Genomic DNA, 26470 nt, shown 5'->3' on the forward strand with positions numbered 1-26470 from the left:
TAACCCGGTGACTTCAACAACAGTGCCCGTGATCTTTGACCTGGACGGCACTCTTGTCGATCCCGCCGGTGGAATAACCGAGGGGATTGCCTCAGCCCTCCGCGGGCTGGGGCTCCCGGTTCCCGGCCAGGACCTGCTCGATGCGATGATCGGCCCCAAGTTGAGCGACTCCCTGCTTAACGTGGCCAACGTCCCGGCGGAACACCTTGACGAGGTGGTCCGGCTCTACCGCGAGTACTACGTCGCCAAAGGTATTGCCCAGAGCCGGCTGTACCCGGGCATCCGCGGTATCCTCGAGTCCTTTGCTGAGGCAGGCCGGCCCGTCGCGGTGGCAACCCAGAAGCCCCAGCCGCTGGCACGCAAAGTGCTGGCGCACCACGGCATCGACGGCTTTTTCCACGGCATCCATGGCTCGGCTGATGACGAGACAGCCGTGGAAGGCGTTCCGCTGGGAAAGACCCAGATCATCGCCGCTGCCCTGCGAAACCTCGATACCCAGCACGCCATCATGGTGGGCGACCGCGCCCAGGACGTGTCCGGAGCCATCGCCAACGGGCTAGACTGCATCGGCGTTGTCTGGGGATTCGCCCCGGACGGCGAACTGGAGGAAGCCGGATCCGTGGCCGTCGTCAGCACGGGGGATGAGCTGGTGGCGGTCATTGAGAAGCTGCAGGCTGTCCACACATCGGCCATGAGCGGGGTGGGCAACGATGGAAATGTTTGATGCCGTCCGCTGGACCACGCGCAACCTGATCGGCGGCACTTGCCGGCCCACCGTCGTCGGACTTGAAAACGTTCCGTCCGACGGCCCCTTTATCGTGGCGCCCAACCACCTCTCCTTCTTCGACAGCGTGATCGTCCAGGCGCTGATGCCCCGTCCGGTGGCTTTCTTCGCCAAGGCCGAGTACTTCACCACGGGCGGTGTCAAGGGCAGGGTCATGAAAGCCTTTTTCGAGTCCGTGGGCTCCATTCCCGTCGAGCGCGGCGAACAAGCCGCCAGCGTCCAGGCGCTGAAGACCCTGCTCGACATCCTCGAGGCCGGACGCGGAATCGGCATCTACCCCGAAGGGACCCGCTCCCGGGACGGCATCCTGTACCGTGGCCGCACCGGCGTCGGCTGGCTCGCCCTCACCACCGGGGCCCCCGTGATTCCCGTTGGCCTGATTGGGACCGAGAAGCTCCAGCGCGCCGGGGAAAAGGGCGTCCGGCCCCAGCACTTCACCATGAAGGTGGGGGAGCCGCTGTACTTCGACAAGACGGGACCGGACCACTCGCTGCCGGCCCGCCGTGAGGTCACGGACCGGATCATGGACGCGATCGCCGCCCTCAGCGGACAGGAGCGGTCCGCCAGCTACAACCAGAGCAAGTCAGCAGAGTAGTCCGGCGCTCCGGGCTGCCCGGCCGGTGCGGATGCGCCGGCCGGCAAGGACACCCGGCTGGACTCAGTAGACTTGATAGGTGGCAAATCCAGCAAGTTACCGGCCCAAGACTGGTGAAATCCCCACCAACCCGGGCGTGTACCGGTTCCGTGATCCGCACGGCCGGGTTATCTACGTGGGCAAGGCCAAGAGCCTCCGGTCCCGCCTGAACTCCTACTTCGCCAATCCGGCCGGGCTGCTGCCGAAAACCTATGCGATGGTCCATGCGGCCAGCAGCGTGGAGTGGACCGTGGTGGGCAGCGAGCTTGAGTCGCTGCAGCTCGAATACACCTGGATCAAGGAATTCAAGCCGCGCTTCAACGTGGTGTTCCGGGACGACAAGACCTATCCCTACCTTGCCGTGACCATGAGTGAGAAGTACCCCCGGGTGCAGGTCATGCGGGGGGACAAACGGAAGGGAACCCGCTACTTCGGCCCCTACACCGCCGGCGCCATCCGGGAAACCATGGACACCCTGCTCCGGGTCTTCCCCGTCAGGAGCTGCAGCGCCGGCGTCTTCAAACGCGCCCAGGCCAGCGGGCGGCCATGCCTGCTGGGCTACATCGACAAGTGTTCCGCGCCCTGCGTTGGACGGATTTCGCCAGAGGACCACCGGGCCCTGGCCGATGATTTCTGTGCCTTCATGGGCGGCGAGGCCAAGAGATTCATCAACAAGCTGGAAAAGCAGATGTCCGACGCCGTGGCGAAGCTCGACTACGAGCACGCCGCCCGGCTGCGCGACGACATCACCGCGCTGCGGAAGGTATTCGAACGCAATGCCGTGGTGCTGTCCGAGGACACCGACGCCGACGTCTTCGCCCTGCACGAGGATGAGCTGGAGGTTGCTGTCCAGGTGTTCCACGTCCGCGGCGGCAGGATCCGCGGCCAGCGGGGCTGGGTGGTGGAAAAGGTGGAAGACTTCACCACTCCGGACCTGGTGGAGCACCTGCTGCAGCAGGTCTACGGGGAGGACGGCGACACGCACGGCCGGCTGCCCCGCGAGGTCCTGGTTCCGGTAGCGCCGAGCAACCTGGAAGACCTGGCCACCTGGCTGGCCGGGATCCGCGGGGCCAAAGTGGACATCCGGGTGCCCCAGCGCGGGGACAAGGCGGCGCTGATGTCCACGGTCCGCGAAAACGCCGAACATGCACTCAAGCTCCACAAGACACGCCGCGCCGGGGACATCACCGTCAGGTCGCAGGCCCTGCAGGAGCTGCAGGAAGCCCTGGACCTCCCCGTCCCCCTGCTCCGGATAGAATGTTTCGACGTCTCCCACGTCCAGGGCACCAATGTGGTGGCCTCCATGGTGGTGGTCGAGGACGGACTGCCGAAGAAGTCCGACTACCGCAAGTTCTCCATCACCGGCGCCGCGGCCGCCGACGACACTGCCGCCATGCATGACGTCCTGACCCGCAGGTTCCGCCACTACCTGCAGGACAAGTCGGCGCAGGTGGACGAAGCGGTACTGGAAGCTGACGGCCAGGACCCGGCACCGGGCACTGCTGCCCTGGACACCACCACTCCGGCGCCCAAGGCCAAGTTCGCCTACCCGCCCAACCTGGTGGTGGTGGATGGCGGCCAGCCGCAGGTTAACGCAGCGGCCCGCGCCCTGAAGGACCTGGGCATCGATGATGTGTACGTGGTGGGCCTGGCCAAGCGGCTCGAGGAAGTGTGGCTTCCGGACAGCGACTTCCCGGTGATCCTGCCCCGTACATCCCAAGGCCTGTACCTGCTCCAGCGGATCCGAGACGAGGCACACCGCTTCGCCATCACGTTCCACCGGCAGAAGCGCGGCAAGGCCATGACGGTGTCCGCGCTGGACGCCGTCCCAGGCCTTGGCGCCTCCAAGCGCAAGGCCCTGCTGGCACACTTCGGATCGGTCAAGGGCGTGAAGGCAGCCACTGCGGAGGAGCTCGCCGAGGCGAAGGGCATTGGCCCTGCCCTGGCCGGGGCCATCGTCAGCCATTTTGCCGCAGAGGGTCCCGAGGCCGTGACGGTGCCCGCGATCAACATGGCGACCGGCGAAATCATGGAAACTTAGCTAGGGTAAAGGGCGGGCCCTGCCATCGCGGGGACCGGCAGGACAACGAGGAAACGGGGCAGGCTTCATGGCAGACACGACGGCGGAATCCGGAGGCCACGACGGGCTGGAGCCCGTCAAGCCGCTCGAAGCGGAACTGCTGGTGGTCACCGGGATGTCCGGCGCCGGACGAAGCACCGCCGCGGACGCGCTGGAGGACCACGGCTGGTACGTCGTAGAGAACCTGCCCCCGCAGATGCTTGGCACGCTCGCCGAGCTCGTCTCCCACGCCCCGCAGTCGATTCCCCGGCTGGCAGTGGTCATCGATGTCCGCAGCAAAGGCCTGTTTGCGGACATCCGGGCGGCGCTGGGCGCCCTCGCAGCCAGCGGCGTCACTTTCCGCGTCCTGTTCCTCGACGCCAGCGACAACGTCCTGGTCCGGCGGTTCGAACAGGGCCGCCGGCCGCACCCCCTCCAGGGCGGCGGCCGGATCCTGGACGGCATCGCAGCCGAACGCGAGCTGCTGCAGGAACTGCGCGACAGCTCCGACGTCGTCCTCGATACCTCCAACTACAACGTCCACGGGCTGGCCACCGCCATCACGGAACTGTTCAGTGAAACCGGCCCGGTGGCGCTGCGGCTCAACGTCATGAGCTTTGGCTTCAAGTACGGGCTCCCGGTGGATGCGAACTATGTTGCCGACGTCAGGTTCATCCCCAACCCGCACTGGGTGCCGCAGCTCCGTCCGCAGACGGGCCTGGACAAGGATGTCAGCGACTACGTCCTGGAGGCCGAGGGAGTCAAGAACTTCGTGGACCGCTACGTCCTCGCCCTGGAACCCGTCCTGGAGGGGTACCGCCGGGAGAACAAGCACTACGCCACCATCGCCGTCGGCTGCACCGGCGGCAAGCACCGCTCCGTTGCTGTCGCAGTGGAACTTTCAAAGAAGCTCGCACAGTACCCGCGGGTCACGGTGACTACCGCGCACCGGGATCTGGGCCGAGAGTAATGGCACTGTTCACCGGAGCCCTGCCCCTGGTGCCGCCGGCCGCTGGTAAGGGCTCGGGCCAGCAGGACAAGGGTCCCAACGTCGTGGCCCTGGGTGGCGGGCACGGCCTGGCGGCCTCACTGTCGGCACTGCGCCTGCTCACCTCCGAGCTCACGGCTATCGTCACGGTAGCGGACGACGGCGGCTCGTCCGGGCGCCTGCGCGAAGAGTACGGCGTCCTCCCGCCGGGAGACCTGCGCATGGCTTTGTCCGCGCTCTGCGACGACACCGACTGGGGACGCACCTGGCGCGACGTCATGCAGCACCGGTTCCGCGCCGGGAAGGGCCCCGGCGGCTCCCTGGATGAGCACGCCATGGGCAACCTGCTGATCGTTACGCTGTGGGAGCTGCTCGGTGACGCCGTCGCTGGGCTCAAATGGGCCGGTGCGCTGCTGGGCGCCCGTGGCCAGGTCCTGCCCATGTCCACCGTCCCGCTGACCATCGAAGGCGACGTCAGGGTTACCGCCCCGGACGGCGGGACAGCCCTGCAGACCCTCCGCGGCCAGGCCCGCTGCGCAGTGGCCGGATCGCTGGAGGAGGTCCGGCTCCTGCCCCCCGCCGCGCCGGCCTGCCCTGAAGCCTTGACGGCGATCGAGCTGGCGGACTGGGTGGTCCTGGGCCCGGGGTCCTGGTACACCTCGGTCCTGCCGCACCTGCTGCTGCCCGAGATGCGCCAGGCACTGTGCAGCACGCCGGCCAAGCGCTGCCTGACCATGAACCTTGCCACCGATACCAAAGAAACGTCGGGCATGAGCGCCGCCGACCATCTCCACGTCCTCCGGCGCTACGCTCCGGAGTTCAGCGTGGACGTGGTCCTCGCCGATCCCGCTTCAGTACCCGACCGGCAGGAGTTCGAGAAGGCCGCCGCCATGATTGGAGCGGAGGTGGTCTTGGGTAAAGTAGGGGCGTCGGGACGCCGCCCAGTCCACGAGCCACTGCGGCTGGCCACGGCGTACCAGGACATTTTTGGGAACAGTTAGGAAGGTGCCATGGCACTGACAGCATCAGTCAAAGAAGAACTGTCCCGTCTGGACATCAAGAAGTCATCAGTGCGCAAGGCGGAAGTCTCCGCCATGCTCCGGTTCGCCGGGGGACTGCACATCATCTCCGGCCGGATCGTCATCGAAGCGGAAGTGGACCTGGCGTCCACGGCCCGCCGGCTCCGCGCCGCCATCGCCGAAGTCTACGGACACCAGAGCGAAATCATCGTGGTCTCGGCCGGTGGACTGCGCCGCGCCAGCCGCTACGTGGTCCGCGTGGTCCGCGACGGCGAAGCACTGGCCCGGCAGACCGGCCTGCTGGACGGCCGGGGCCGCCCGGTGCGGGGGCTGCCGTCCGCCGTCGTCAACGGCTCGGCGGCCGATGCCGAAGCCGTATGGCGCGGGGCGTTCCTGGCCCACGGCTCACTGACGGAACCGGGACGGTCGTCCTCGCTGGAGGTCACCTGCCCGGGGCCCGAATCGGCCCTCGCACTGGTCGGGGCGGCCCGCCGCCTGGACATCCAGGCCAAGGCGCGTGAGGTCAGGGGAGTGGACCGCGTGGTCATCCGCGACGGCGACACCATCGCGGCGCTGCTGACCCGGATGGGCGCCCACGACGCGTTGATGGTCTGGGAAGAACGCCGCATGCGCAAGGAAGTCCGTGCCACGGCCAACCGGCTCGCCAACTTCGACGACGCCAACCTGCGCCGTTCCGCGCAGGCAGCCGTCGCCGCCGGCGCAAGGGTCGAACGTGCCCTGGAAATCCTCGGCGACGACGTCCCCGACCACCTCAAGTACGCCGGTGAGCTGCGGGTGGCGCACAAGCAGGCAAGCCTTGACGAGCTGGGCCGGCTGGCCGACCCCGTGATGACCAAGGATGCGATCGCGGGCCGGATCCGCCGCCTGCTGGCCATGGCGGACAAGCGTGCACTTGACCTGGGCATTCCCGGAACGGACGCCAATGTGACGCCTGAAATGCTGGACGAGTAGGCGCCCCATAGAATCAGAAATAATTCCGGGCACCAGCTGCCCGGATGCACAATCCGAGAGTTACCAACCGGGCCTTCCTGGTCCACGATATTGGAGGATTTTGTGACCGAGTACGTATTGCCGGAACTCAGCTACGATTACGCCGCCCTCGAACCGCACATCTCTGCGCGGATCATGGAGCTGCACCACAGCAAGCACCACGCCACCTACGTGGCAGGCGCCAACAACGCACTGGCCCAGCTGGCCGAGGCACGTGAAAAGGGCGACTTCGCCAACATCAACCGGCTCTCCAAGGACCTGGCGTTCCACACCGGCGGCCACATCAACCACTCGGTGTTCTGGAAGAACCTCTCCCCGGACGGCGGCGACAAGCCCGAGGGCGAACTGGCCGCCGCAATCGACGACGCCTTCGGCTCCTTCGATGCCTTCCGCGCGCAGTTCTCCGCTGCCGCCCTCGGCCTGCAGGGCTCGGGCTGGGGCTTCCTGGCCTACGAACCCATCGGTGGGAACCTGGTCATCGAGCAGCTCTACGACCAGCAGGGCAACGTGGCGCTCGGCACCACCCCGCTGCTGATGCTCGACATGTGGGAGCACGCTTTCTACCTGGACTACGTCAACGTCAAGGCTGACTACGTCAAGGCGTTCTGGAACATCGTCAACTGGGCGGACGTCGCCCAGCGCTTCGAGGCAGCACGCGCCAACGCCACGGGCCTGATCACCCTCCCGTAGTGACCGGCGTTATACACAGCTGTAACAAACTTCACATTCTGACTTAAACCGGCCGGGATGTGGACCGTCCGCCCCCGCACTTGCGGGGGCGGACCCAGTTAAACGTAAGATAGGTCACGGAAGGCGGTTAGCCTTCAGCAATGAGGCTGGTCGCCCTCCGTGTAAATCATCTCTGCCCAATGGCGTGCGGGATCTGTTAGTTGGCTTGAACGCCCGCTCAACTAGTAGTGCTTTTCAGAGCACCAAGGAGACTGTAAAAGTGACGACCCGTATTGGTATCAACGGCTTCGGCCGCATTGGCCGCAACTACTTCCGCGCAGCACTGGCCCAGGGTGCGGACCTGGAGATCGTTGCCGTCAACGACCTCACCAGCCCCGAAGCGCTGGCCCACCTTTTCAAGTACGACTCCGTCGGTGGCCGGCTGAAGGAAACCATCGAGGTCAAGGACGGCAACATCGTCGTCAACGGCAATGTGGTCAAGGTCCTGGCGGAACGCGATCCGGCCAACCTCCCCTGGGGTGAACTGGGCGTTGACATCGTCATAGAATCCACCGGTTTCTTCACCAAGGCAGCCGACGCCAGGAAGCACATCGATGCCGGCGCCAAGAAGGTCCTGATCTCCGCCCCCGCCTCGGACGAGGACATCACCATCGTGATGGGCGTCAACCACGACCTCTACGACAACGCCAAGCACAACATCATTTCCAACGCGTCCTGCACCACCAACTGCCTCGGCCCGCTGGCCAAGGTGGTCAACGACGAGTTCGGCATCGAGCGTGGCCTCATGACCACCGTGCACGCCTACACTGCGGACCAGAACCTCCAGGACGGCCCCCACAAGGACCTGCGCCGTGCCCGTGCTGCCGCCATCAACATGGTTCCCACCTCCACGGGTGCCGCCAAGGCCATTGGCCTGGTGCTTCCCGAACTGAAGGGCAAGCTGGACGGCTACGCCATCCGCGTCCCCGTCCCCACGGGCTCTGCCACCGACCTCACCGTTACCGTCTCCCGCGAAACCACCGTGGAGGAAGTCAATGCAGCGCTCAAGCGTGCCTCCGAGTCCGACGCGCTGCAGGGTTTCCTGACCTACACGGAGGAGCCCATCGTGTCCTCCGACATCGTTGGTGACCCTGCTTCCTCGATCTTCGATGCCGGCCTCACCAAGGTTATTGGCAACCAGGTCAAGGTTGTTTCCTGGTATGACAACGAATGGGGCTACTCCAACCGCCTCGTCGACCTCACGGAGCTTGTGGCAGCCAAGCTGGGCTAGGGTTAGACACATGACATCACACACCCTCAACGAACTGATCGCTGAAGGTGTCCGCGGGCGGTACATTCTGGTTCGAAGTGACCTGAATGTGCCGCTCGACGGCTCTACAGTCACTGACGATGGCCGCATCAAGGCCTCGCTCCCAGTGCTGGCAAAGCTCACGGACGCCGGTGCCCGCGTGCTGGTAACAGCCCACCTCGGACGCCCCAAGGGCGCCCCGGAGGACAAATACTCCCTGCGCCCTGCAGTGGACCGCCTCGCCGAACTTGCCGGCTTCAAGGCCACCCTGGCCGCCGACACCGTCGGTGACGCCGCCAAGGCAGCTGCGGCGTCCTTGCGGGACGGTGAAGCCCTTGTCCTCGAGAACGTCCGTTTCGACGCCCGCGAGACCAGCAAGGATGACGCTGAACGCGGTGCCTTCGCTGACGAGCTGGTGGCCCTCACCGGCAGCAACGGCGCTTACGTGGACGACGCCTTCGGCGCCGTCCACCGCAAGCACGCGAGCGTCTACGACGTCGCCACGCGGCTCCCGTCGTACCAGGGCGACCTGGTGCACACCGAGGTGGAGGTCCTGCGGAAGCTGACCGCCGACACCCAGCGTCCCTACGTGGTGGTTCTGGGCGGTTCCAAGGTCTCGGACAAGCTTGCAGTGATCGACAACCTGATTGGCAAGGCTGACACCATCCTGGTGGGCGGCGGCATGCTCTTCACGTTCCTGGCGGCAGCCGGTCACAAGGTTGGCTCAAGCCTCCTTGAAGAAGACCAGATCCCTGTGGTCAAGGACTACCTGAAGCGCGCGGCTGACGCCGGAACCGAATTCGTGGTTCCCACGGACGTGGTGGTAGCGGAGAAGTTCGCTGCCGACGCCGCGCATGAGACAGTGCCTGCCGACGCCATCGAGGGCAGCACCTTTGGTGCCCAAGGCATCGGCCTGGACATTGGACCGGATACCGCTGCGGCCTTCGCAGAGCGGATAAAGGGAGCGCGTACGGTCTTCTGGAACGGCCCGATGGGTGTCTTCGAATTCGAGGCGTTCTCTGCAGGCACCCGTGCCATCGCGCAGGCCCTGACGGAAACCGACGGATTCACAGTGGTGGGCGGCGGCGATTCGGCTGCCGCAGTCCGCACCCTGGGATTCAGCGATGACCAGTTCGGACACATTTCCACCGGTGGCGGCGCCAGCCTGGAATACCTCGAAGGCAAGGAACTCCCCGGCCTCAGCGTCCTGGACCGGTAGAACCACCGCTGCTGTCCCGCAGTACCGGACTTCGCAGTCCTCCGGCCGGCAGGTTGCCCGCGGCAGCCTGCCGGCCGAACACATATCAAGAACTTTTGGAGATCACGTGACTACGTCAACGAACGGCGCCTTCGACCGCAAGCCCTTCATTGCGGGCAACTGGAAAATGAACATGGACCACGTGCAGGGTATCACCCTGCTGCAGAAGCTGGCCTGGACGCTGTCCGACGCCAAGCACGACTACAGCCGCGTTGAGGTTGCGGTCTTCCCGCCGTTCACCGACCTCCGCGGCGTCCAGACCCTGGTCCAGGGCGACGACTTGGAGATCGCCTACGGTGGGCAGGACCTGTCGCAATTCGATTCGGGGGCGTACACCGGCGACATTTCCGGGCAGTTCCTGAACAAGCTGGGATGCAAGTACGTCCTGGTGGGCCACAGCGAACGCCGCACCATCCACAACGAGTCAGACGACGTCCTCAACGCCAAGGTCAAGGCGGCCTTCAAGCACGGCGTCACCCCTGTCCTCTGCGTCGGCGAGGGACTGGAAATCCGCCAGGCCGGGACCCACGTTGAGCACACGCTGCAGCAACTCCGCGCCGGCGTGGCCGGGCTCACCAACGAGCAGGCCGCTGAACTGGTGGTAGCCTACGAACCCGTTTGGGCCATCGGCACCGGCGAAGTGGCAGGACCGGAGGACGCCCAGGAAATGTGCGCCGCCATCCGCGCCGAGCTGGAAAAGCTGTTTGGCGCTGATGTGGCGGCCAAGACGCGCCTGCTCTACGGCGGTTCGGTCAAGGCCAACAATGCTGCGGCCATCCTGCAGGAGCGTGACGTGGACGGCGTCCTGGTGGGCGGTGCCAGCCTTGACCCCGCCGAGTTTGCTAATATTGTAAGGTTCGAGAGCCACTTGGTGGCGGACTAGTCTGCCACCGGTACACCCTCCCGCAATTCCAACTTCCGAAAGGCCGTCGTGGACGTTCTTCATGTCATTCTGCAGATCCTCCTGGGGATCACCAGCCTCCTGCTGACGCTGCTGATCCTCCTGCACAAGGGACGCGGCGGCGGGCTGTCCGACATGTTCGGTGGCGGCATGAGTTCAGGGCTCAGCTCTTCGGGCGTGGCAGAACGCAACCTGAACCGCTTCACCATCGTCCTGGGCGTCACCTGGGGCATAGTAATCATCGCACTCGGCCTGATCATGCGGTTCAGCGGTACTGCTGACTCGTAACGAATTCGCTGAATAGGGTCCAGTGGCACTCCCGCCACGCGGCCCCTGCCCCTAAACTGTGGCTGTCGGTTCACCCGGCAGCCACAGTTTTTTGGGTTTAAGCTGCAGGGCTCCGGTCACGGGTTCGAGGGAGGCGTTTCCATGGTCCATCCGTCATCAGGCTTTCGGGGCACCCGGGCCGGGGTGGTTGCAGGCTCCGGTTCGAGCCTGCAGTCCAACGACTTATCCCCGGGGTCCCTCCCGCGGATCCGGGTGTCCTACTGGTGTGCCAAGGGCCATGAGACCCAGCCGGTGTTCCTGAAGATGCCGGAGGAGCAGATTCCCCGCATCTGGGACTGCCGGCGCTGCGGCGCGCCCGCGTCCAGGGACGGCCAGGCGGTAGCGGACGACCCGTTTGAGGACGGCTATAAGAGCCATCTTGAGTACGTTAAAGAACGGCGCTCCGGCCAGGACGCCGAGGACGTCCTGGCCGGAGCGCTGGAGAAGCTACGCGCCCGCGGCGTCCTTCCGGACCAGTTGCTCGGGGACACGTGACGCCGCGTTTTCGTCGATAAGCCACAATGTGCGGGACGTTCCACGCGGCCCGGACGCGGGCACCTGCACCGGATTTGCCCCGGCCAGGGCGAGTCCCACGGCTCCTGCCTTGTCCTCGCCGGCCACAACCATCCAGACCTCCGCTGCCGTGTTGATGGCAGGCAGGGTCAGGGAGATGCGCAGCGGGGGCGGCTTGGGCGAATTCCGCACACCCACCACCGTGCGCTCCTTCTCGCGGACTCCGGCCTGCTCAGGGAACAGCGAAGCAATGTGGGCGTCAGGGCCCACACCCAGCAGGACGACGTCCAGGCGGGGGAGTGCGGATGGCTCCTCGGGCCTGTCGTCGGACATGTCGGCTGCGTGCTCGGCTGCTGCGGCACCGCGAAGCTGGCGCGCATAGTCCTCAGCCGCTTCCTCCGGCGTGCCGAACTCATCGGACGAACCCGGCGAGTGGACCCGTTCCGGGTCCACCGGAATGTGCGAGAGCAATGCGTCGAAGGCCTGCTTGGTATTCCGCTCCGGATCCGCGGAACCGACGAAGCGTTCGTCACCCCACCAGAAGTTGACCTTGGACCAGTCGACGGCGGGCGCTGCCGGGGAGTCCGCGACAGCTTTCAACGTGCCGATTCCCACGGTTCCCCCGGTGAGCACCACCGTGGCTTCGCCGTACTTGTCCTGGACATCAACGAGCTTGGTGATCAGGCGTGCCGCTATGGCGGCCATGAGGACGGACGAATCAGGATGGATACTTACTCGTGGGTCAACGCTCACTGGGTCGGACGCTCCTTAGATTGGTACGTGGCAGTCCAATAGTAATCACTTCGCCAAATACTTCGTCGGGGTCCAGGCGGCGGAGTTCTTCGGCGAGGCAGTCGCGGAGGCTGCGGCGCGGGAGCGAGATCCGTTGGGCGGGTTGGCCCGGCTGGGTGAGTTCGGCGATGGAAAGTCCCGGGCGGAACAGCTGGACGTCACCGCCGGGACGGCTGAGGCGGACACGGCGGATGCCCGTCCCGGCCGGGTCCGCGACGATGGTCACCGGGGCGTCCAGGGTCAGGGTGAGCCAGGCCGCCAGCAGGATGGTGGAGGGTGAGTCCGAAGCGCCTTCGACAGCTACCGCGGTCACCGGCGAAGAGTCCACTTCGTCGAGGGCAGCTGCGAGCTGGATGCGCCAGTTGGTCAGGCGCGTCCAGGCGAGGTCGGTGTCCCCGGCCTTGTAGGTTTGGTGGATCCGCTCCAGGGCAGCCTGCGGGTCGGGTTCGTTCGCCGAGTCGGTGATGCGGCGGTGCGCGATCGCGCCGATGGATGTTTCGCAGGCGTTCTCGGGGGCGCCGTGCGGCCACCAGGCCACAATCGGAGCGTCCGGGAGCAGCAGTGCCGCCACCAGCGACTCGGATTCGTGCGCGAGTTGGCCGTAGCCGCGCAGCACGATGACCTCGGACGCGCCGGCGTCCCCGCCGACCCGGATCTGTGCGTCCAGCCGGTCCTGGGCGTCCTTCCCGGCGTCGGCGAGCACGATGATCCGGCAGGGGTGTTCCCGGGACGCGTCGTTGGCGGCCTCGATCGCTTCTTCCTCCAGCCCGGACTTGGTCACCACAACGAGGGTCAGGACCCTGCCCAAGGCGATCACCCCGCCCTGCTCGCGCAGGGACATGAGCTTCTTGGACACCTTCGAGGTGGTGGTATCCGGCAGGTTTACGATCATGGCCTTCTCCAGGTTCGTCCGTCACGGGCCAGCAACTCATCCGCGCTGGCCGGGCCCCAGGAGCCGGGGGCGTAGGGTTCGGGCTGTTCGGACAGTGATGCCCAGTATTCCTCGAACGGGTCAAGGATCTTCCAGGACAGCTCCACTTCCTCGTGCCGGGGAAACAGCGGCGGCTCACCCAGCAGCACGTCCAGGATCAACCGCTCGTACGCCTCAGGGGAGGATTCGGTGAACGAGTGCCCGTACCCGAAGTCCATGGTCACATCGCGGACTTCCATCTGCGTGCCGGGGACCTTGGACCCAAACCGGATCGTCACGCCCTCATCGGGCTGGACCCGGATGACTACGGCGTTCTGCCCGAAATCGTCCTCACCGTGATCGGTGAACAGCAGGTTAGGTGCGCGCTTGAACACCACCGCGATCTCGGTGACCCGCCGGCCCAGGCGCTTGCCCGCACGCAGGTAGAACGGCACCCCGGACCAGCGGCGGGTGTGGATGTCCACCCGCACCGCGGCATAGGTCTCCGTGGTCGAATCGGCGGGAATGCCTTCTTCTTCCAGGTAGCCCAGGACCTGCTCGCCGCCCTGCCAGCCGCCCGTGAACTGCCCCCGCGCCGAATGTGTCGACAAATCCTCCGGAAGCTTTACCGCTGCAAGGACTTTTTCCTTCTCCGCCCGCAGGTCATCGGCGTTGAACGAGATCGGTTCCTCCATCGCGGTCAGCGCAAGCAGCTGCAGCAGGTGGTTCTGGATCACGTCGCGTGCCGCACCGACACCGTCGTAGTAACCCGCCCGGCCACCGGTGCCGATGTCCTCGGCCATGGTGATCTGGACATGGTCCACGTAGTTCGCGTTCCACAACGGCTCGAACAACTGGTTTGCGAACCGCAACGCCAGGATGTTCTGCACCGTTTCCTTGCCCAGGTAATGGTCAATCCGGAACACCGCATCCGGCGGGAACACCGATTCAACAATGTCATTGAGCTGCCGGGCCGATTCCAGGTCATGGCCGAACGGCTTCTCAATCACCACCCGGCGCCACTTGTCCCCGTCGGCCTGGGCGAGGCCGTGCTTGGACAGCTGACGGCAGACCTGCTCGAACGCCTTCGGCGGGATCGACAGGTAAAACGCGTGGTTCCCCCGGGTGCCCCGGACATCGTCGAGTTCCTTGATCGTTTCGCCCAGCCGCTCAAAGGCCGCGTCGTCGTCGAACTCGCCCTGGACAAACCTGATGCCCTCGGAGAGCTGATTCCACACTGCCTCATCAAACGGGGTCCGGGCGTGTGCCTGCACCGAGGCCTTCACCTCCGCGGCGAAATCCTCCTTGTCCCATTCCCGGCGGGCGAAACCCACCAAGGCGAAACTGGGCGGCAACAGGCCACGGTTGGCGAGGTCGTAGACCGCAGGCATGAGCTTCTTGCGGGCAAGATCGCCCGTGACCCCGAAAAGAACCAACGAGGACGGACCGGCGATCCGGTTCAAACGGCGGTCGCGCGGATCGCGCAGCGGATTGCGCCCGCGGCCCGTGCCTTTCCGGCCGTATTCAGTTTCTGGCATGGTTGCTTTTGTGCCTTAGCTTTCGGTTGCGGATGCGCGGGTGGACAGTGCAGCGACGATGTCCTGCAGCTGTGCCACGCCGGCGGCACGGTCGGTGAGGTGGAGGCGCAGCACGGGACGGCCGTGCCCACCCAGGACCTGGGCGTCGCCTGCAGCCTGGGCAGCGATGAGCTCACCAAAGGTGAACGGCCGGTCCGGGATGCCCAGGTCCTCCGCCGGGGTGGCAGTGACCTGGAGGAACACTCCGATGGCGGGGCCACCCTTGTGGAACTGACCGGTGGAGTGCAGGAACCGCGGGCCCCAGCCGAAGGTCACCGGGCGGCCGGTGGCAGCTGCCAGGTCGTCGCGGATGCCTTCGAGTCCTGCGAAAGCCAACCGGTCAAAGTACGCCTGCACACTCAGGTAGCTGTCGGACGCCAAGGTGCCGAGGAGTGCCTTGACGGCACCTTCCGCCGTTGCTGCGTCGCCGAGCCAGTCGCCGCCGCGCACCTCGATGGCGCCGTCGACGAACGCTGCCGGAGTGGGTTCCGGCTGGGCGTCCAGCAACCCGCGTGCCGCTACCTTGGCGGCTTCGACGTCGGGCTGGTCGAAGGGGTTGATCCCCAGCAGGCGGCCCGCCACGGCGGTGGCGAATTCCCACACCATCATCTGGGTGGCGAGGCCGCCGGCAATGGCTGCCTGGTTCTCGCCGAGTTCGATGTCGGCATCGGCTGCCACGAGCCGGACCACCAGCACGTCGGGAGCGCCGGACGTTACCTCCGGGGCCTGAGGACCTGCGACCACCGGAAGGATGCCCGTGCCGAGCTTGCCGGTGGATTCAGCGATGAGCTGTTCAGCCCAGTCGGCGAATCCAACGATGCCGGAGCCGTCCTCTGCGATGACGATCTTGTTCCGCAGCGGGCTGGTTCCGCCCAGGGTGGCACCCAAAGCCAGCCCGATGTTGTCCGCGGCATCGTCGTTGAGGATTTCGGCGGCTTCCTCCGCCTCGTCCAGGAAAGCCTGGATGTCTACGCCGGCCAGGCCGGAGGGGACCAGGCCAAACGCCGTCAGGGCCGAGTAGCGGCCACCGACATTGGGATCGGCGTTGAAGACCGCCCGGTAGCCGGCCTCCCGGGAAGCCTTGTCCAACGGTGAGCCGGGATCGGTCACGATGATGATCCGGCTCTTGGCGTCCACGCCGGCCTCGGTGAAGGCCTGCTCGAAGATCCGGCGCTGGGAGTCCGTTTCCAGGGTGGAGCCGGACTTGGACGACACCACAATGGCCGTGTGGGCCAGCCGGTCGGCGAGGGCGGCACGGACCTGGTCCGGGTCCGTGCTGTCCAGCACAGTCAGCTCGACGCCTGCCGTGCCTGCGATGACCTCGGGGGCCAGCGAGGACCCGCCCATGCCGCAAAGCACGATCCGTGTCACGCCCTCGGAGCGCAGCGCGTCCCGGAGTTCCAGGATGTCCTTGACCAGGGGCTGTGAAACGGTGGCGGCCTCCACCCAGCCCAGGCGGACCGCTGACTCGGATTCGGCGTCCGGACCCCACAACGTGTGGTCCTTCGCGAAGATCCGGGTGGCGACCCGGTCCTGGACCAGGCCGGGAAGGTGCTGTTCAAGCGCGTGCTGTGCAGCGCCGGTGGCGTCGTAGCTGAGAGTGCTCATAGGTGTTAGGAAGCCTTTCGTGCAGAAGCGAGGGCGCCTTCGACGTCGGCCAGGAGTTCCTTCCAGCTGGCCACGAACTTGTCCAGGCCTTCGGTTTCAAGGAGTGCGACGACGTCATTGTAGGAGACTCCGAGCTTCTCCAGGGCGTCCAGGGTTGCGTTTGCCTCCTCGTAGGTGCCGGAGACGGTGTCGCCGGTGACCACGCCGTGGTCGAAGGTGGCATCGAGCGTCTTTTCCGGCATGGTGTTCACGACGCCGGGGGCCACGAGTTCGGTGACGTACAGGGTGTCCGGGTAGGCCGGGTCCTTAACACCGGTGGAGGCCCACAGGGGGCGCTGGGGGAGTGCGCCGGCGTCGGCCAGCAGGCCCCAGCGTTCGGTGGCAAAGAGCTCCTCGTAGACCTGGTAGGCCAGGCGCGCGTTGGCGAGGCCGGCCTTGCCTTTGAGGGCCTTGGCTTCTTCGGTGCCGATCTTGTCGAGGCGCTTGTCGATCTCGGTGTCAACGCGCGAAACGAAGAAGGATGCAACCGAGTGGATCTTTGAAAGATCGTGCCCGTTTTCCTTGGCCTGCTCCAGACCGGCCTGGAAGGCGTTGATGACTGCCCGGTAGCGCTCCAGGGAGAAGATCAGCGTGACGTTGACGCTGATGCCCTCTGCCAGCGTGGCCGTGATGGCTTCGAGGCCCTCGACGGTTGCAGGGATCTTAATGTGGACGTTGGCCTTGTTGACGCGCTGGTAGAGGTGCTTGGCCTCGGCGATGGTCCCGGCGGTGTCCCAGGCAAGCCGAGGGTCGACCTCGATGGAGACCCGGCCATCGATTCCCCGGGTGGCGGCGGCGACGGGCGCGAACAGGTCGCAGGCATCGGCGACGTCGGTGGTGGTGATCTCGAAGATCGTGTCCTCCACGCTGGCGCCCTCTGCCGCCTTGGCGGCGATGATGTGGTCGTAGTCGGTGCCCGACGTGATGGCCGCGTGGAAGATGGAGGGGTTGGTGGTCACGCCAACCACGTTCTTTTCTTCGATGAGCTTGCGGAGGGTGCCGGTTTCCAGGCGTCCGCGGGAGAGGTCGTCGAGCCAGATGGAAACACCGGCGTCGGAGAGCTGCTGGGTGGGAGTTGTCATTGTTCTATCTCCTAAAAGTTTAGGTTTCAGGCCTGCAGGCCGGCGAGGGAGTCCTTGGCGGCGGCGGCCACTGCTTCCGCCGTGATGCCGAACTCCTGGAAGAGGCGCTTGTAGTCCGCGGAAGCGCCATAGTGCTCAAGGCTGATGGAGCGGCCTGCGTCGCCAACGAATTCGCGCCAGCTAAGGGCCAGCCCGGCTTCGACGGACACGCGTGCCTTGACTGCCGCGGGCAGGACCGATTCGCGGTAGGCGGCGTCCTGCTTCTTGAACCATTCAACGCAGGGCATGGATACCACGCGGGCCGCGATGCCGTCGGCCTGCAGCGCTTCGCGGGCCTGGACGGCCAGCTGGACTTCCGAGCCGGTGGCGATCAGGATCACGTCGGCCGGCACCGTGGCGCCGTCCTTCGATGCTTCGGCCAGCACGTAGCCGCCCTTCGCCACGCCTGCGGTCGACGCGAAAGTGTCGCCGTCGGCGTCGCCCTCGCCGCGTTCCCACGTGGGGATGTTCTGGCGGGTCAGGACGATGCCTGCGGGGTTGGTGTGGTTTTCCAGCATGGTCTTCCAGGCGGCTGCCACTTCGTTGGCATCGCCGGGGCGGACGACGTCCAGGCCCACGATGGCGCGCAGTGAAGCGAGCTGTTCCACTGGCTGGTGGGTGGGGCCGTCCTCGCCCAGGCCGATGGAGTCGTGCGTCCATACGTACAGGGACGGGACACCCATCAGGGCGCCCAGGCGGATGGCGGGGCGCTGGTAGTCGCTGAAGATCAGGAACGTACCGGAGAACGCGCGGGTGTTGCCGGCCAGGCTGATGCCGTTCACGATTGATGCCGCGGCGTGCTCACGGATACCAAAGTGCAGCACCCGGCCGTACGGGTTCCCGGACCAGGCACCGGTCTGCTTGGAGGCCGGCACGAAGGACGGGGAACCTTCGATGGTGGTGTTGTTGGACTCTGCGAGGTCGGCTGAGCCGCCCCACAGCTCGGGCAGGACCGGGCCGAGGGCGTTCAGGACCTTGCCGGAGGCTGCGCGGGTGGAGACATCCTTGCCGGCCGGGAAGACCGGCAGCGCGGCGTCGACGTCGGCAGGAAGTTCCTGCGCTTCGATGCGCTGCAGGAGGGCGGCGCCCTCGGGGTTGGCTGCCTGCCAGGCGTTGAAGGATTCTTCCCATTCCTTGTGTTCGGCCGCGCCACGTTCCACCACTGCGCGTGCATGGTCCAGGACTTCCTGGTCCACCTCGAAGGACTTCGCGGGGTCGAAGCCCAGCACCTCCTTCAGCGCGGCAACCTCGTCGGCGCCGAGGGCGGAGCCGTGGATCTTGCCGGTGTTCTGCTTCTTGGGGGCCGGGTAGCCGATGATGGTGCGCAGCGAAATGATGGACGGCCTGGAGGTCTCGGCCTTGGCGGCGAGCAGGGCACTGTAGAGCTCCTGGACGTCTTCCTTGTATTCGCCGGTCCGGGTCCAGTCCACGCGCTGGGTGTGCCAGCCGTAGGCTTCGTAGCGCTTCAGGACATCCTCGGTGAATGCGATGTCGGTATCGTCCTCGATGGAGATGTGGTTCTCGTCATAGATCACCACGAGGTTGCCCAGTTCCTGGTGGCCGGCCAGCGACGAAGCCTCCGCCGTGACGCCTTCCTGGAGATCGCCGTCGGACGCGATGACCCAAATGGTGTGGTCGAACGGCGACTCGCTGGCCGGCGCATCGGCGTCGAACAGGCCACGCTGGCGGCGCTGGGAGTAGGCGAATCCGACCGAGGACGCGAGTCCCTGGCCGAGCGGGCCGGTGGTGATCTCCACGCCGGCGGTGTGCTTGTACTCCGGGTGTCCCGGGGTGAGTGAACCCCAGGTGCGCAGCGCCTCGAGGTCCTTCAGTTCCAGCCCGTAGCCTGAGAGGAAGAGCTGGATGTAAAGCGTCAGGGAGGTGTGGCCGGGGGACAGGATGAACCGGTCACGGCCAAGCCATTGCGGATCCCGCGGGTCGTGGCGCATCAGCTTCTGGAAGAGAAGGTAAGCGGCGGGTGCCAGGCTCATGGCAGTTCCGGGGTGGCCGTTGCCCACCTTCTCGACGGCGTCCGCGGCCAGGACACGGATGGTGTCCACGGCTCGCTGGTCCAAGCTGGTCCATGACAGTTCTTGCTCTTCCAAATGTGGCACGAAAACCGGGCCCCTCTCTGTGCTGGCGTGGGTGGTACACCGGATCCGGTCAAGGGTGCTCTGCTTGGCGCCCGCTGCGGTGTGTACCAGCCGTTCACCATCGAAACGTTGATCCTTGCATTCAGTCACGGACAGCAACGGGAATGCGTTTTCCACCGCTTTCTTGCTGCGTGCTGATCTGGTGACAGCTTAGCTCTTATCCATCCTTCGGGCGCCGCAAATCTCACGTTTTGGACGCAATTTCCCCTTTTGTGAATCACTATTCCGGCGCGGTGACTTAATCTGCTCGAATGGGCCTGCGAGCAATCAATTGCGCATATTGCGGGGCAGGGGAAGTGCTTGCGGCGCGGTATGATATTTGGAGGCCAACGCCGGGTGCGCATCACTATCGCCACCCGGAGTGTCCCGGCTGTTGCACGCACCTGGCGCTTTTCCATCCCTGAGTGCCGTGCCCGGGTCCGGGCCGCAAGACCGGAGCTGCCCTGCAGCCTCAACTGCCACACAGAACGGGTGACTGCCACCGTGAGCACAACAGATACGCCGCTGAACGCATCCCGGGCCTCCGGCATCGGGTTTGCCCGTAAGGCCAAGGCGTATCTCGCCCTCACCAAGCCGCGCGTGATCGAACTTCTCCTGGTCAGCACGCTTCCCACGATGATCTACGCGGAGCGGGGCTTCCCTTCCATCGGGCTGATCCTTGCCACCCTGGTGGGCGGGGCTTTCGCCGCCGGCAGCGCGGGAGCGTTCAACTGTTACATCGACCGGGATATCGACAAGCTGATGCACCGGACGGAAAACCGGCCGCTCGTCACGGGTGAAGTCACCCCGCGGGAAGCATTGGTCTTCTCCTGGCTGCTGGGTGCGGCGGCGATCGTGATCCTCTGGTTCGGCGCCAATCCGCTCTCGGCATGGCTGGGACTGGGCGCTATCTTCTTCTACGTCGTCATCTACACCATGATCCTCAAGCGCCGCACGGCGCAGAACATCGTGTGGGGCGGCGCCGCAGGCTGCTTCCCGGTACTGATTGCCTGGGCCGCCGTAACGAACTCCGTCGAATGGCCCGCCGTCATCCTGTTCCTGGTGATCTTCCTCTGGACGCCCCCGCACTACTGGCCCCTGTCGATGCGGTACGGCGAGGACTACCGGAACGCCAACGTCCCCATGCTCGGGGCCATCGCCGGGGCAAAGGTGGTGTCCGTCCAGGTGGTCCTTTACGCCTGGGCCATGGTGGCCTCATCCCTGCTGATGATCCCGGCCGGCGGGGCGGGCTGGGTGTACACGGCAACTGCTGTCATCGCGGGCGCCTGGTTCCTTTACGAGTCCCATGCGCTGTACTCCCGCGCCCACCGGGAGGATATTCCCGACAAGCGCGCCATGAAGGTGTTCCACGGTTCCATCAGCTACCTGACGCTGCTCTTCATCGCCCTCGCTGTGGACCCGTTCGTCGGAAGTGCAGTGGCGGGCGGCTAGCCAAACCGCCCCATTAAGCCGCAGGCGGCCGCCACCTCAAGGTGGGGGCCGCCTTCTTTGTTCGCATGCTGCGCGTGGGCCGCAAACCACAGGTTTCGTTGCCTCGGTGAACGATATGACATGCTTGTCCTATCTGTCACGTTAACTGTCATTAAACATGACAACCTGCTTACGGTGGAACGGACCCTTCCCGCAAGCAAAGGAAACAGCCCATGGAAGCCCGTCCCTCAGCCGTCCCCACGCCCAGCCACAGTCCACCGGGCGGAAACGGGAACCCGGTCCGGAAAAAACCCGGTCTCCCCGGATTTGCCTCCCACCTCGGCGCCGACGTCCCCGCTTCCCTGGTGGTGTTCCTCGTGGCGCTCCCGCTCTCGCTTGGCATCGCGGCTGCCTCCGGCGCCCCGATCATGGCAGGATTGATCGCCGCCGCCATCGGCGGCATTGTGGCCGGCAGCCTTGGCGGCTCACCGCTCCAGGTGAGTGGACCCGCCGCCGGGCTGACCGTCGTCGTGGCCGGCCTGGTGCAGGAGTTCGGCTGGCAGGTGACGTGCGCCATCACCGTGGCCGCCGGCGTCGTGCAGCTGCTGCTGGGTATAAGCCGCGTCGGCCGGGCAGCCCTGGCCGTTTCCCCCGTGGTGGTCAAGGCCATGCTCGCCGGCATCGGCGTCACCATCATCCTGCAGCAGCTCCACGTACTACTGGGATCGGAGCCTGCGGGCTCTGCGCTTGAGAACCTCGCAGGACTGCCTGCCGCCATCACCAACCTGGAACTGCATGCGGCCCTGCTGGGCCTGGCGGTCATCGTGATCCTGCTGTGCTGGCGGTTCCTTCCCCCCATTGTCCGCCGGGTGCCGGGCCCGCTGGCGGCAGTTGCCGCCGGTACCGCGTTGGCGGTCGCCTTTGCCCCGGGGGTGGAACGGATCTCCCTCGACGGCTCGATCTTCGATGCGATCGCGCTGCCGCAGCTTCCCGACGGAAACTGGCGGGCCTTCGCCTTCGCAGTCCTGACCATGGCCCTGATCGCGAGCATCGAGTCCCTCCTTTCCGCGGTTGCAGTGGACAAAATGCACACCGGCCCGCGCACCAACCTCAACAAGGAACTCGTCGGCCAGGGCGCCGCAAACATCGTCTCCGGATCACTGGGCGGCCTTCCCGTCACGGGGGTCATCGTCCGCAGCGCCACCAACGTGGAAGCCGGCGCAGCCACCCGGACCTCCGCCGTGCTGCACGGCGTGTGGGTCCTTGCCTTCTCGGCGCTCTTCGCCGGGCTGATCCAGCTCATCCCGCTGGCCGTCCTCGCCGGCCTGCTGGTGGTCATCGGCGCGCGCCTGATCAAGGTGGCGGATATCCGCACCAGCCTGCGGACAGGTGACCTCCCGATCTACGCCGTGACCCTTGCATGCGTTGTCTTCCTGAACCTGCTGGAGGGCGTCATGATCGGGCTTGCCCTGGCCGCCGCGTGCGTGCTGTGGCGGGTCCTGCGCGCCCCGATCCAAGCCCATTCTCCCGCCACTATGTCGTCGCCCTGGCGGGTGACCGTTGCAGGATCCTGCAGCTTTTTCGCGCTGCCGCGGCTGAACGGGACGCTGCAGTCCATCCCCGCCGCCGTGGACGTCGTGGTGGAGCTGAATGCGGACTACGTGGACCATTCGTTCCGCGAAGCCCTGCTGGCCTGGCGGGTCCAGCACCAGGCCACGGGCGGCACCGTGAACCTCGAAGAGCACGGAAACACCCTGTTCCGGGACGCGGCGCACCAATCGCCCCGGCGCGGAGAAACCAGCGAGCTGCCGCTTCCGCCCCGGAAGGAATCCCTGCTGCAGGGGATCAACAAGTATCACCGCCGCTTCGCGGACCAGGTGCGCCCGCTGGTGCACGACCTGGCCGAGGCACAGAATCCGGACAGCCTGTTTGTGGCCTGCGTCGACTCCCGCGTTAACCCCAACCTGATCACCAGCAGCGGTCCGGGCGATCTGCTCACCCTGCGGAACATCGGCAACGTGGTGTGCAACCAGGGCCAGGATGCCTCGATCGACTCGGCCCTGTCCTTCGCCGTCAATGGCCTGGGCGTGAAGTCGCTGGTGATCTGCGGGCATTCAAACTGTGGCGCCATGAAGGCGCTGATCGCCGAGGCGGACGGCGCGGACCACGCCTCCCTGGGCCCGTCGTTCGGGCGCTGGCTGGGCCACTCCCGGCAAAGCCATGCCGAACTGCTGGCTGGCCACCCGGTGGGGAAGCAGGCCGCCGCCGCGGGCTACAGCACGGTGGACCAGTTGGCGATGGTCAATGTGGCCGTGCAGCTGGGCAAGCTCCACAACCATCCGCACGCGGGGCCCGCCCTGGCCGGCGGGCAGGTCCAGGCAACCGGCCTGTTCTACGACATTGCCACCGCACGGGTCCTCGAAGTGACGCCGGACGGCATAGCGGACCTCTACCCGGCGCTCGGGGCCAGGTTGCAGGACGACGCCCTGGCGTCCGGCTAGTCCGGGTACCTGCGCCAAGGCCCGCCAATAAAGGAAAGGCGCCCCGGTCCACAAAGGGACCGGGGCGCCTCCTGCGTGGCGGTGCCTGAACTTACTTGGCCGTGCTTGAACAGGCGATGTCCCAGGCGTTCGTCGATGCAGCCATCAGCAGCGCGGCACCGAGCATGTGGGCCGCCACCAGCAACGCGGGAATACCGTTGTAATACTGCGTAAACCCGATGATGGCCTGGAGGACGGTGACTCCCAGGAGCATCAGGACCGCCGTCCGGAAGGGGCCGGTAATGCGCCGCCGGATGACCAGCACCAGCGCCACCACCGTTCCCGCGGTAACCAGGTAGGCAGGCACTGCGTGGATGTGGGAGAACAAGTCCCAGTCGAGGTCGTTCCGGGGAGCATCTGCGTCACCCGCGTGCGGACCGGCTCCAGTCACCACCACGCCGAGCATGACGGCCACGGCAGAGAAGAGGGCGACGGCGGCAGTCACCGGGCGCAGGGCCGCGGGCAGGACGGCCGGCCGGGCCGCCGGGAAACGGCCGGTCCGGCCGAAGGCTCGGTTCACCAGCAGGGTTGAGAACACCACCAGGGCCATCGACACCAGGAAGTGGAGGCCCACCACCCACGGATTGAGGTTGGTGAGCACGGTGACGCCGCCGATGACCGCCTGCGCCGGGATGCTGGCGAGCAGCCCGAGGGCCAGCAGGAAGAGGTCCTTGCGTTCCTTGCGCAGGTTCCACAAGTAGACCAGCATGAGCGCGGCCACGGCGGCCAGCGCGAAGGTCAGGAGCCGGTTGCCGAACTCGATGAAGCCATGGATGCCCATCTCGGGGGTGTTCACGATCGAGTCCGAGGTGCAGCGGGGCCAGGTGGGGCAGCCAAGGCCTGACGCCGTCAGGCGGACAGCCCCGCCCGTGACCACCAAAAGCGTCTGGCCGATCAGGGAGGCAACGGCGAGGCGGCGGATGCGGACGTCCACCGTACGGGGAAGCCGCGACGCCAGGCGGCCGGCAATCTGGGGAAGGCGTGAAGCCGTGGTCACGATTATCTCAATTCCACTTGAACCAACGGATGGCTGCGGCTCCGGCAATGACGGTCCAGAGCAGCAGGATCAGGGCGGCGCCGCCGTTCACGGCCCCGCCCAGGAAAGCGGCGCGCATCGATTCCCCGAGGGCGCCGGAAGGCAGGAAATGGACCACGGCCTGCGCCGCGGCGGGCAACCTTTCGGCCGGGATGACGATGCCGCCCATGGCTCCCAGGAGGATCCACAGCAGGTTGGTAATCGCCAGCGTCGCTTCCGGCCGGACGGTACCGGCCACCAGCAGCCCCAGTGCGGTGAATGCCGCTGCACCCAGCGCAAGCAGGGCTAGCCCGGGGAGCCAGCCCGACGCCGTCGGCTGCCAGCCCAGCACCAGGGCGACCAGGCCCACCACTACCACCTGGAGGCACAGGACGGCCAGGACCGAGAGAACCTTCCCGGCAATCAGGCCGCCGCGGCCCAGGGGTGTCGTGGACAGGAAACGCAGCACCCCGTAGCGGCGGTCGAAGCCGGTGGCGATGCCCTGCCCGGTGAAAGCCGTGGACATGGCACACAGAGCGAGGATCCCCGGGACAGCCACATTGATGCGGCTCGAGCCCATACCGTCGAGGAAGGGCGTCACCGTCAGGCCGACCAGTGCCATCAGCGGCAACACCACGGCCAGGATCAGCTGCTCGCCGTTCCGCAGCATTGTCAGTGCCTCGTATTTGCCCTGCAGGAGGACGCGGCGCGGCAGGGACGCGGGCTTCTGCGTCTCCCGGATCGCTGCGGTACTCATCGGATGTCCTTTCCTGAGATGTCCAGAAAGACGTCTTCAAGGCTACGCGCCTGGAGGCTCATCGATGCCGGCATGATGCCCTTTGCTTCCCACCACTGGGCCAGGGTGGACAAATGGCGGGGTGTGAGGGCGCCGGTGACGGCGTAGCTGCCGGCGCGGGCCTCGGAGACGTCGACGTCGTCCGGCAGCACCGCAGCCAGGTCCAGCCCGGCGGGTGCCTCGAACACAAGGGTCCGGACGTGCTCGCCGGCCTGGTCCGCCACCGGGTTGCGCTGCAGCAGCTCATGGACGGTGCCTTCGGCGACGTTGCGGCCGCCGTCAATGATGTACACGTAGTCCGCAAGGCGCTGGGCGTCGTCCATCAGATGGGTGGTCAGGATGATTCCCATGCCGCCGTCGCGCAGCTCGGCAATCAGGTCGAACACCAGCTGCCGGGACTGCGGGTCCAGTCCGGCGCTGGGTTCATCCAGGAAGAGGACTTCCGGCCTGCCGATCAAGGCTGCGGCGAGTGCCAGGCGCTGCTTCTGGCCGCCGGAAAGCCGGCGGACGCTGGTCCGGCTGAAGGCATCGATGCCCAGCCTGCCCACCAGGTCTTCCAACGGCCAGGGGCGGGCGTACAGGCCGGCGATATGCCGCAACAACGGGATGGGCCGTGCCGACGGCGGGAGCCCGCCGTCCTGCAGCATCACCCCGACGCGGGAGCGCAGGTCAGCACCGGCCGTGGCGGGGTCCCGGCCCAGCAGGGAAATGCTGCCGCCGGTACGTTTCTGCAGGCCCTGCGCGCATTCCAGGGTGGTCGTCTTGCCGGCTCCGTTTGCGCCCAGCAACGCGGTCACCTGCCCGCGCTCCGCGGTGAGGGAGACGCCGCTGACAACCCTGAGCATCTTTCCGTCCAGGCTGGACAGGGGGCCTACGTCCTTGATGAGCCCATGGATGGACAGGACGGGGGACTGGGGGGATCGCACCACAGTATTCTACGGGATGTAGTATTCCGTGCCGTCCGGCGGGGTTGGGCGGAGCGCCGGGAAACTGCAGGAAGTCATATTCCGTGCGGAGCCAAGGTCAGCCTGCCCTTA

23 protein-coding genes are annotated in these 26470 nt (G+C 66.2%); 14 read left to right on the plus strand and 9 right to left on the minus strand.

From position 1 onward, the window contains the following. The first annotated feature begins 7 nt into the window (after window positions 1-7). The 12 genes from PV772_RS01895 to PV772_RS01950 all read left to right on the plus strand — a co-directional run bounded on the left by PV772_RS01895 (window position 8) and on the right by PV772_RS01950 (window position 11454). Window positions 8-724 carry an HAD hydrolase-like protein gene (locus PV772_RS01895; protein ID WP_141160513.1) on the plus strand — a complete coding sequence of 239 codons (717 nt, stop codon included), beginning with the start codon at window positions 8-10 and terminating at the stop codon, window positions 722-724. Next, the gene (locus PV772_RS01900; protein ID WP_141160512.1) at window positions 711-1379 is read left to right on the plus strand and encodes a lysophospholipid acyltransferase family protein; all 669 of its coding nucleotides are present in this window, start codon (window positions 711-713) and stop codon (window positions 1377-1379) included. Before PV772_RS01895 ends, PV772_RS01900 begins: the two co-directional genes overlap by 14 nt. A gap of 79 nt (window positions 1380-1458) precedes the next feature. Next, window positions 1459-3459 (plus strand): excinuclease ABC subunit UvrC, encoded by a 2001-nt coding sequence (gene uvrC / locus PV772_RS01905; RefSeq protein ID WP_347885208.1) that lies wholly within the window; start codon window positions 1459-1461, stop codon window positions 3457-3459. Window positions 3460-3526: 67 nt separating this feature from the next. Further along, on the plus strand, window positions 3527-4447 hold the full coding sequence (gene rapZ, locus PV772_RS01910) for an RNase adapter RapZ (protein WP_141160510.1): 921 nt from the start codon (window positions 3527-3529) through the stop codon (window positions 4445-4447). Next, window positions 4447-5466, plus strand: a complete 1020-nt coding sequence (yvcK, locus tag PV772_RS01915; protein ID WP_347885209.1) for a uridine diphosphate-N-acetylglucosamine-binding protein YvcK — start codon at window positions 4447-4449, stop codon at window positions 5464-5466. Before rapZ ends, yvcK begins: the two co-directional genes overlap by 1 nt. A 9-nt stretch (window positions 5467-5475) precedes the next feature. Then, window positions 5476-6456 (plus strand): DNA-binding protein WhiA, encoded by a 981-nt coding sequence (gene whiA / locus PV772_RS01920; protein WP_043454785.1) that lies wholly within the window; start codon window positions 5476-5478, stop codon window positions 6454-6456. A gap of 102 nt (window positions 6457-6558) precedes the next feature. Continuing rightward, complete coding sequence (locus PV772_RS01925) at window positions 6559-7185, plus strand: superoxide dismutase (protein ID WP_141181542.1); 627 nt, start codon at window positions 6559-6561, stop codon at window positions 7183-7185. 259 nt (window positions 7186-7444) lie between these two features. Further along, window positions 7445-8455 carry a type I glyceraldehyde-3-phosphate dehydrogenase gene (gene gap, locus PV772_RS01930; RefSeq protein WP_141160507.1) on the plus strand — a complete coding sequence of 337 codons (1011 nt, stop codon included), beginning with the start codon at window positions 7445-7447 and terminating at the stop codon, window positions 8453-8455. Window positions 8456-8465: 10 nt separating this feature from the next. Then, complete coding sequence (locus PV772_RS01935) at window positions 8466-9692, plus strand: phosphoglycerate kinase (RefSeq protein ID WP_347885210.1); 1227 nt, start codon at window positions 8466-8468, stop codon at window positions 9690-9692. A gap of 106 nt (window positions 9693-9798) precedes the next feature. Next, window positions 9799-10614 (plus strand): triose-phosphate isomerase, encoded by an 816-nt coding sequence (gene tpiA / locus PV772_RS01940; RefSeq protein ID WP_347885211.1) that lies wholly within the window; start codon window positions 9799-9801, stop codon window positions 10612-10614. 48 nt (window positions 10615-10662) lie between these two features. Continuing rightward, a complete protein-coding gene (gene secG / locus PV772_RS01945; RefSeq protein ID WP_141160504.1) occupies window positions 10663-10920 on the plus strand; it encodes a preprotein translocase subunit SecG in 258 nt (85 codons plus the stop codon). Window positions 10921-11061: 141 nt separating this feature from the next. Further along, the gene (locus tag PV772_RS01950; RefSeq protein WP_141160503.1) at window positions 11062-11454 is read left to right on the plus strand and encodes an RNA polymerase-binding protein RbpA; all 393 of its coding nucleotides are present in this window, start codon (window positions 11062-11064) and stop codon (window positions 11452-11454) included. On the opposite strand, the gene pgl is transcribed toward PV772_RS01950, so the two are convergent. The 6 genes from pgl to tkt are packed head-to-tail and all read right to left on the minus strand — an operon-like array spanning window position 11407 to window position 19624. Next, complete coding sequence (gene pgl / locus PV772_RS01955; protein ID WP_347885212.1) at window positions 11407-12225, minus strand: 6-phosphogluconolactonase; 819 nt, start codon at window positions 12223-12225, stop codon at window positions 11407-11409. The two genes, PV772_RS01950 and pgl, sit on opposite strands and share 48 nt — an antisense overlap. Beyond that, entirely contained in the window at window positions 12215-13156 is a 942-nt protein-coding gene (locus PV772_RS01960; RefSeq protein WP_141160501.1) for a glucose-6-phosphate dehydrogenase assembly protein OpcA, read from the minus strand. Before PV772_RS01960 ends, pgl begins: the two co-directional genes overlap by 11 nt. Continuing rightward, complete coding sequence (gene zwf / locus PV772_RS01965) at window positions 13153-14712, minus strand: glucose-6-phosphate dehydrogenase (protein ID WP_141160500.1); 1560 nt, start codon at window positions 14710-14712, stop codon at window positions 13153-13155. The genes PV772_RS01960 and zwf overlap by 4 nt, the downstream gene beginning before the upstream one ends. Window positions 14713-14727: 15 nt before the next feature. After that, window positions 14728-16359, minus strand: coding sequence for a glucose-6-phosphate isomerase (locus tag PV772_RS01970; RefSeq protein WP_141160499.1), 1632 nt, complete (start codon window positions 16357-16359; stop codon window positions 14728-14730). Window positions 16360-16364: 5 nt separating this feature from the next. Next, the gene (gene tal / locus PV772_RS01975; protein WP_141160498.1) at window positions 16365-17480 is read right to left on the minus strand and encodes a transaldolase; all 1116 of its coding nucleotides are present in this window, start codon (window positions 17478-17480) and stop codon (window positions 16365-16367) included. A 26-nt stretch (window positions 17481-17506) separates the two neighbouring features. Continuing rightward, entirely contained in the window at window positions 17507-19624 is a 2118-nt protein-coding gene (gene tkt / locus PV772_RS01980) for a transketolase (RefSeq protein WP_347885213.1), read from the minus strand. Between the two features lie 519 nt (window positions 19625-20143). On the opposite strand from tkt, the gene PV772_RS01985 reads away from it, so the two are divergent. Both PV772_RS01985 and PV772_RS01990 read left to right on the plus strand, forming a co-directional pair. Next, entirely contained in the window at window positions 20144-21103 is a 960-nt protein-coding gene (locus PV772_RS01985; RefSeq protein WP_141160496.1) for a heme o synthase, read from the plus strand. Window positions 21104-21315: 212 nt separating this feature from the next. Beyond that, on the plus strand, window positions 21316-23583 hold the full coding sequence (locus PV772_RS01990; RefSeq protein WP_347885214.1) for a bifunctional SulP family inorganic anion transporter/carbonic anhydrase: 2268 nt from the start codon (window positions 21316-21318) through the stop codon (window positions 23581-23583). 91 nt (window positions 23584-23674) lie between these two features. Here the strand turns inward: PV772_RS01990 and PV772_RS01995 are convergent, their stop codons facing one another. Genes PV772_RS01995 through PV772_RS02005 form a run of 3 tightly spaced genes read right to left on the minus strand, consistent with a single transcriptional unit; the run spans window position 23675 to window position 26359 of the window. Then, window positions 23675-24619 (minus strand): COX15/CtaA family protein, encoded by a 945-nt coding sequence (locus tag PV772_RS01995; RefSeq protein WP_347885215.1) that lies wholly within the window; start codon window positions 24617-24619, stop codon window positions 23675-23677. 7 nt (window positions 24620-24626) lie between these two features. Beyond that, window positions 24627-25394, minus strand: a complete 768-nt coding sequence (locus tag PV772_RS02000) for an ABC transporter permease (protein WP_347885216.1) — start codon at window positions 25392-25394, stop codon at window positions 24627-24629. After that, complete coding sequence (locus tag PV772_RS02005) at window positions 25391-26359, minus strand: ABC transporter ATP-binding protein (protein WP_347885217.1); 969 nt, start codon at window positions 26357-26359, stop codon at window positions 25391-25393. Before PV772_RS02005 ends, PV772_RS02000 begins: the two co-directional genes overlap by 4 nt. Window positions 26360-26470: the final 111 nt, after the last annotated feature.

The organism is Pseudarthrobacter sp. CC12 (genome assembly GCF_039907755.1).
GTDB lineage: Bacteria > Actinomycetota > Actinomycetes > Actinomycetales > Micrococcaceae > Arthrobacter > Arthrobacter niigatensis.

What these genes read in the sequence shown, in the direction of transcription:
- PV772_RS01900 (WP_141160512.1), top strand. Translation starts at nt 711, where the DNA reads ATGGAAATGTTTGATGCCGTCCGCTGGACCACGCGCAACCTGATCGGC.
- rapZ (WP_141160510.1), top strand. Translation starts at nt 3,527, where the DNA reads ATGGCAGACACGACGGCGGAATCCGGAGGCCACGACGGGCTGGAGCCC.
- yvcK (WP_347885209.1), top strand. Translation starts at nt 4,447, where the DNA reads ATGGCACTGTTCACCGGAGCCCTGCCCCTGGTGCCGCCGGCCGCTGGT.
- whiA (WP_043454785.1), top strand. Translation starts at nt 5,476, where the DNA reads ATGGCACTGACAGCATCAGTCAAAGAAGAACTGTCCCGTCTGGACATC.
- PV772_RS01935 (WP_347885210.1), top strand. Translation starts at nt 8,466, where the DNA reads ATGACATCACACACCCTCAACGAACTGATCGCTGAAGGTGTCCGCGGG.
- PV772_RS01950 (WP_141160503.1), top strand. Translation starts at nt 11,062, where the DNA reads ATGGTCCATCCGTCATCAGGCTTTCGGGGCACCCGGGCCGGGGTGGTT.
- PV772_RS01960 (WP_141160501.1), bottom strand. Translation starts at nt 13,156, where the DNA reads ATGATCGTAAACCTGCCGGATACCACCACCTCGAAGGTGTCCAAGAAG.
- zwf (WP_141160500.1), bottom strand. Translation starts at nt 14,712, where the DNA reads ATGCCAGAAACTGAATACGGCCGGAAAGGCACGGGCCGCGGGCGCAAT.
- PV772_RS01970 (WP_141160499.1), bottom strand. Translation starts at nt 16,359, where the DNA reads ATGAGCACTCTCAGCTACGACGCCACCGGCGCTGCACAGCACGCGCTT.
- tal (WP_141160498.1), bottom strand. Translation starts at nt 17,480, where the DNA reads ATGACAACTCCCACCCAGCAGCTCTCCGACGCCGGTGTTTCCATCTGG.
- PV772_RS01990 (WP_347885214.1), top strand. Translation starts at nt 21,316, where the DNA reads ATGGAAGCCCGTCCCTCAGCCGTCCCCACGCCCAGCCACAGTCCACCG.
- PV772_RS02000 (WP_347885216.1), bottom strand. Translation starts at nt 25,394, where the DNA reads ATGAGTACCGCAGCGATCCGGGAGACGCAGAAGCCCGCGTCCCTGCCG.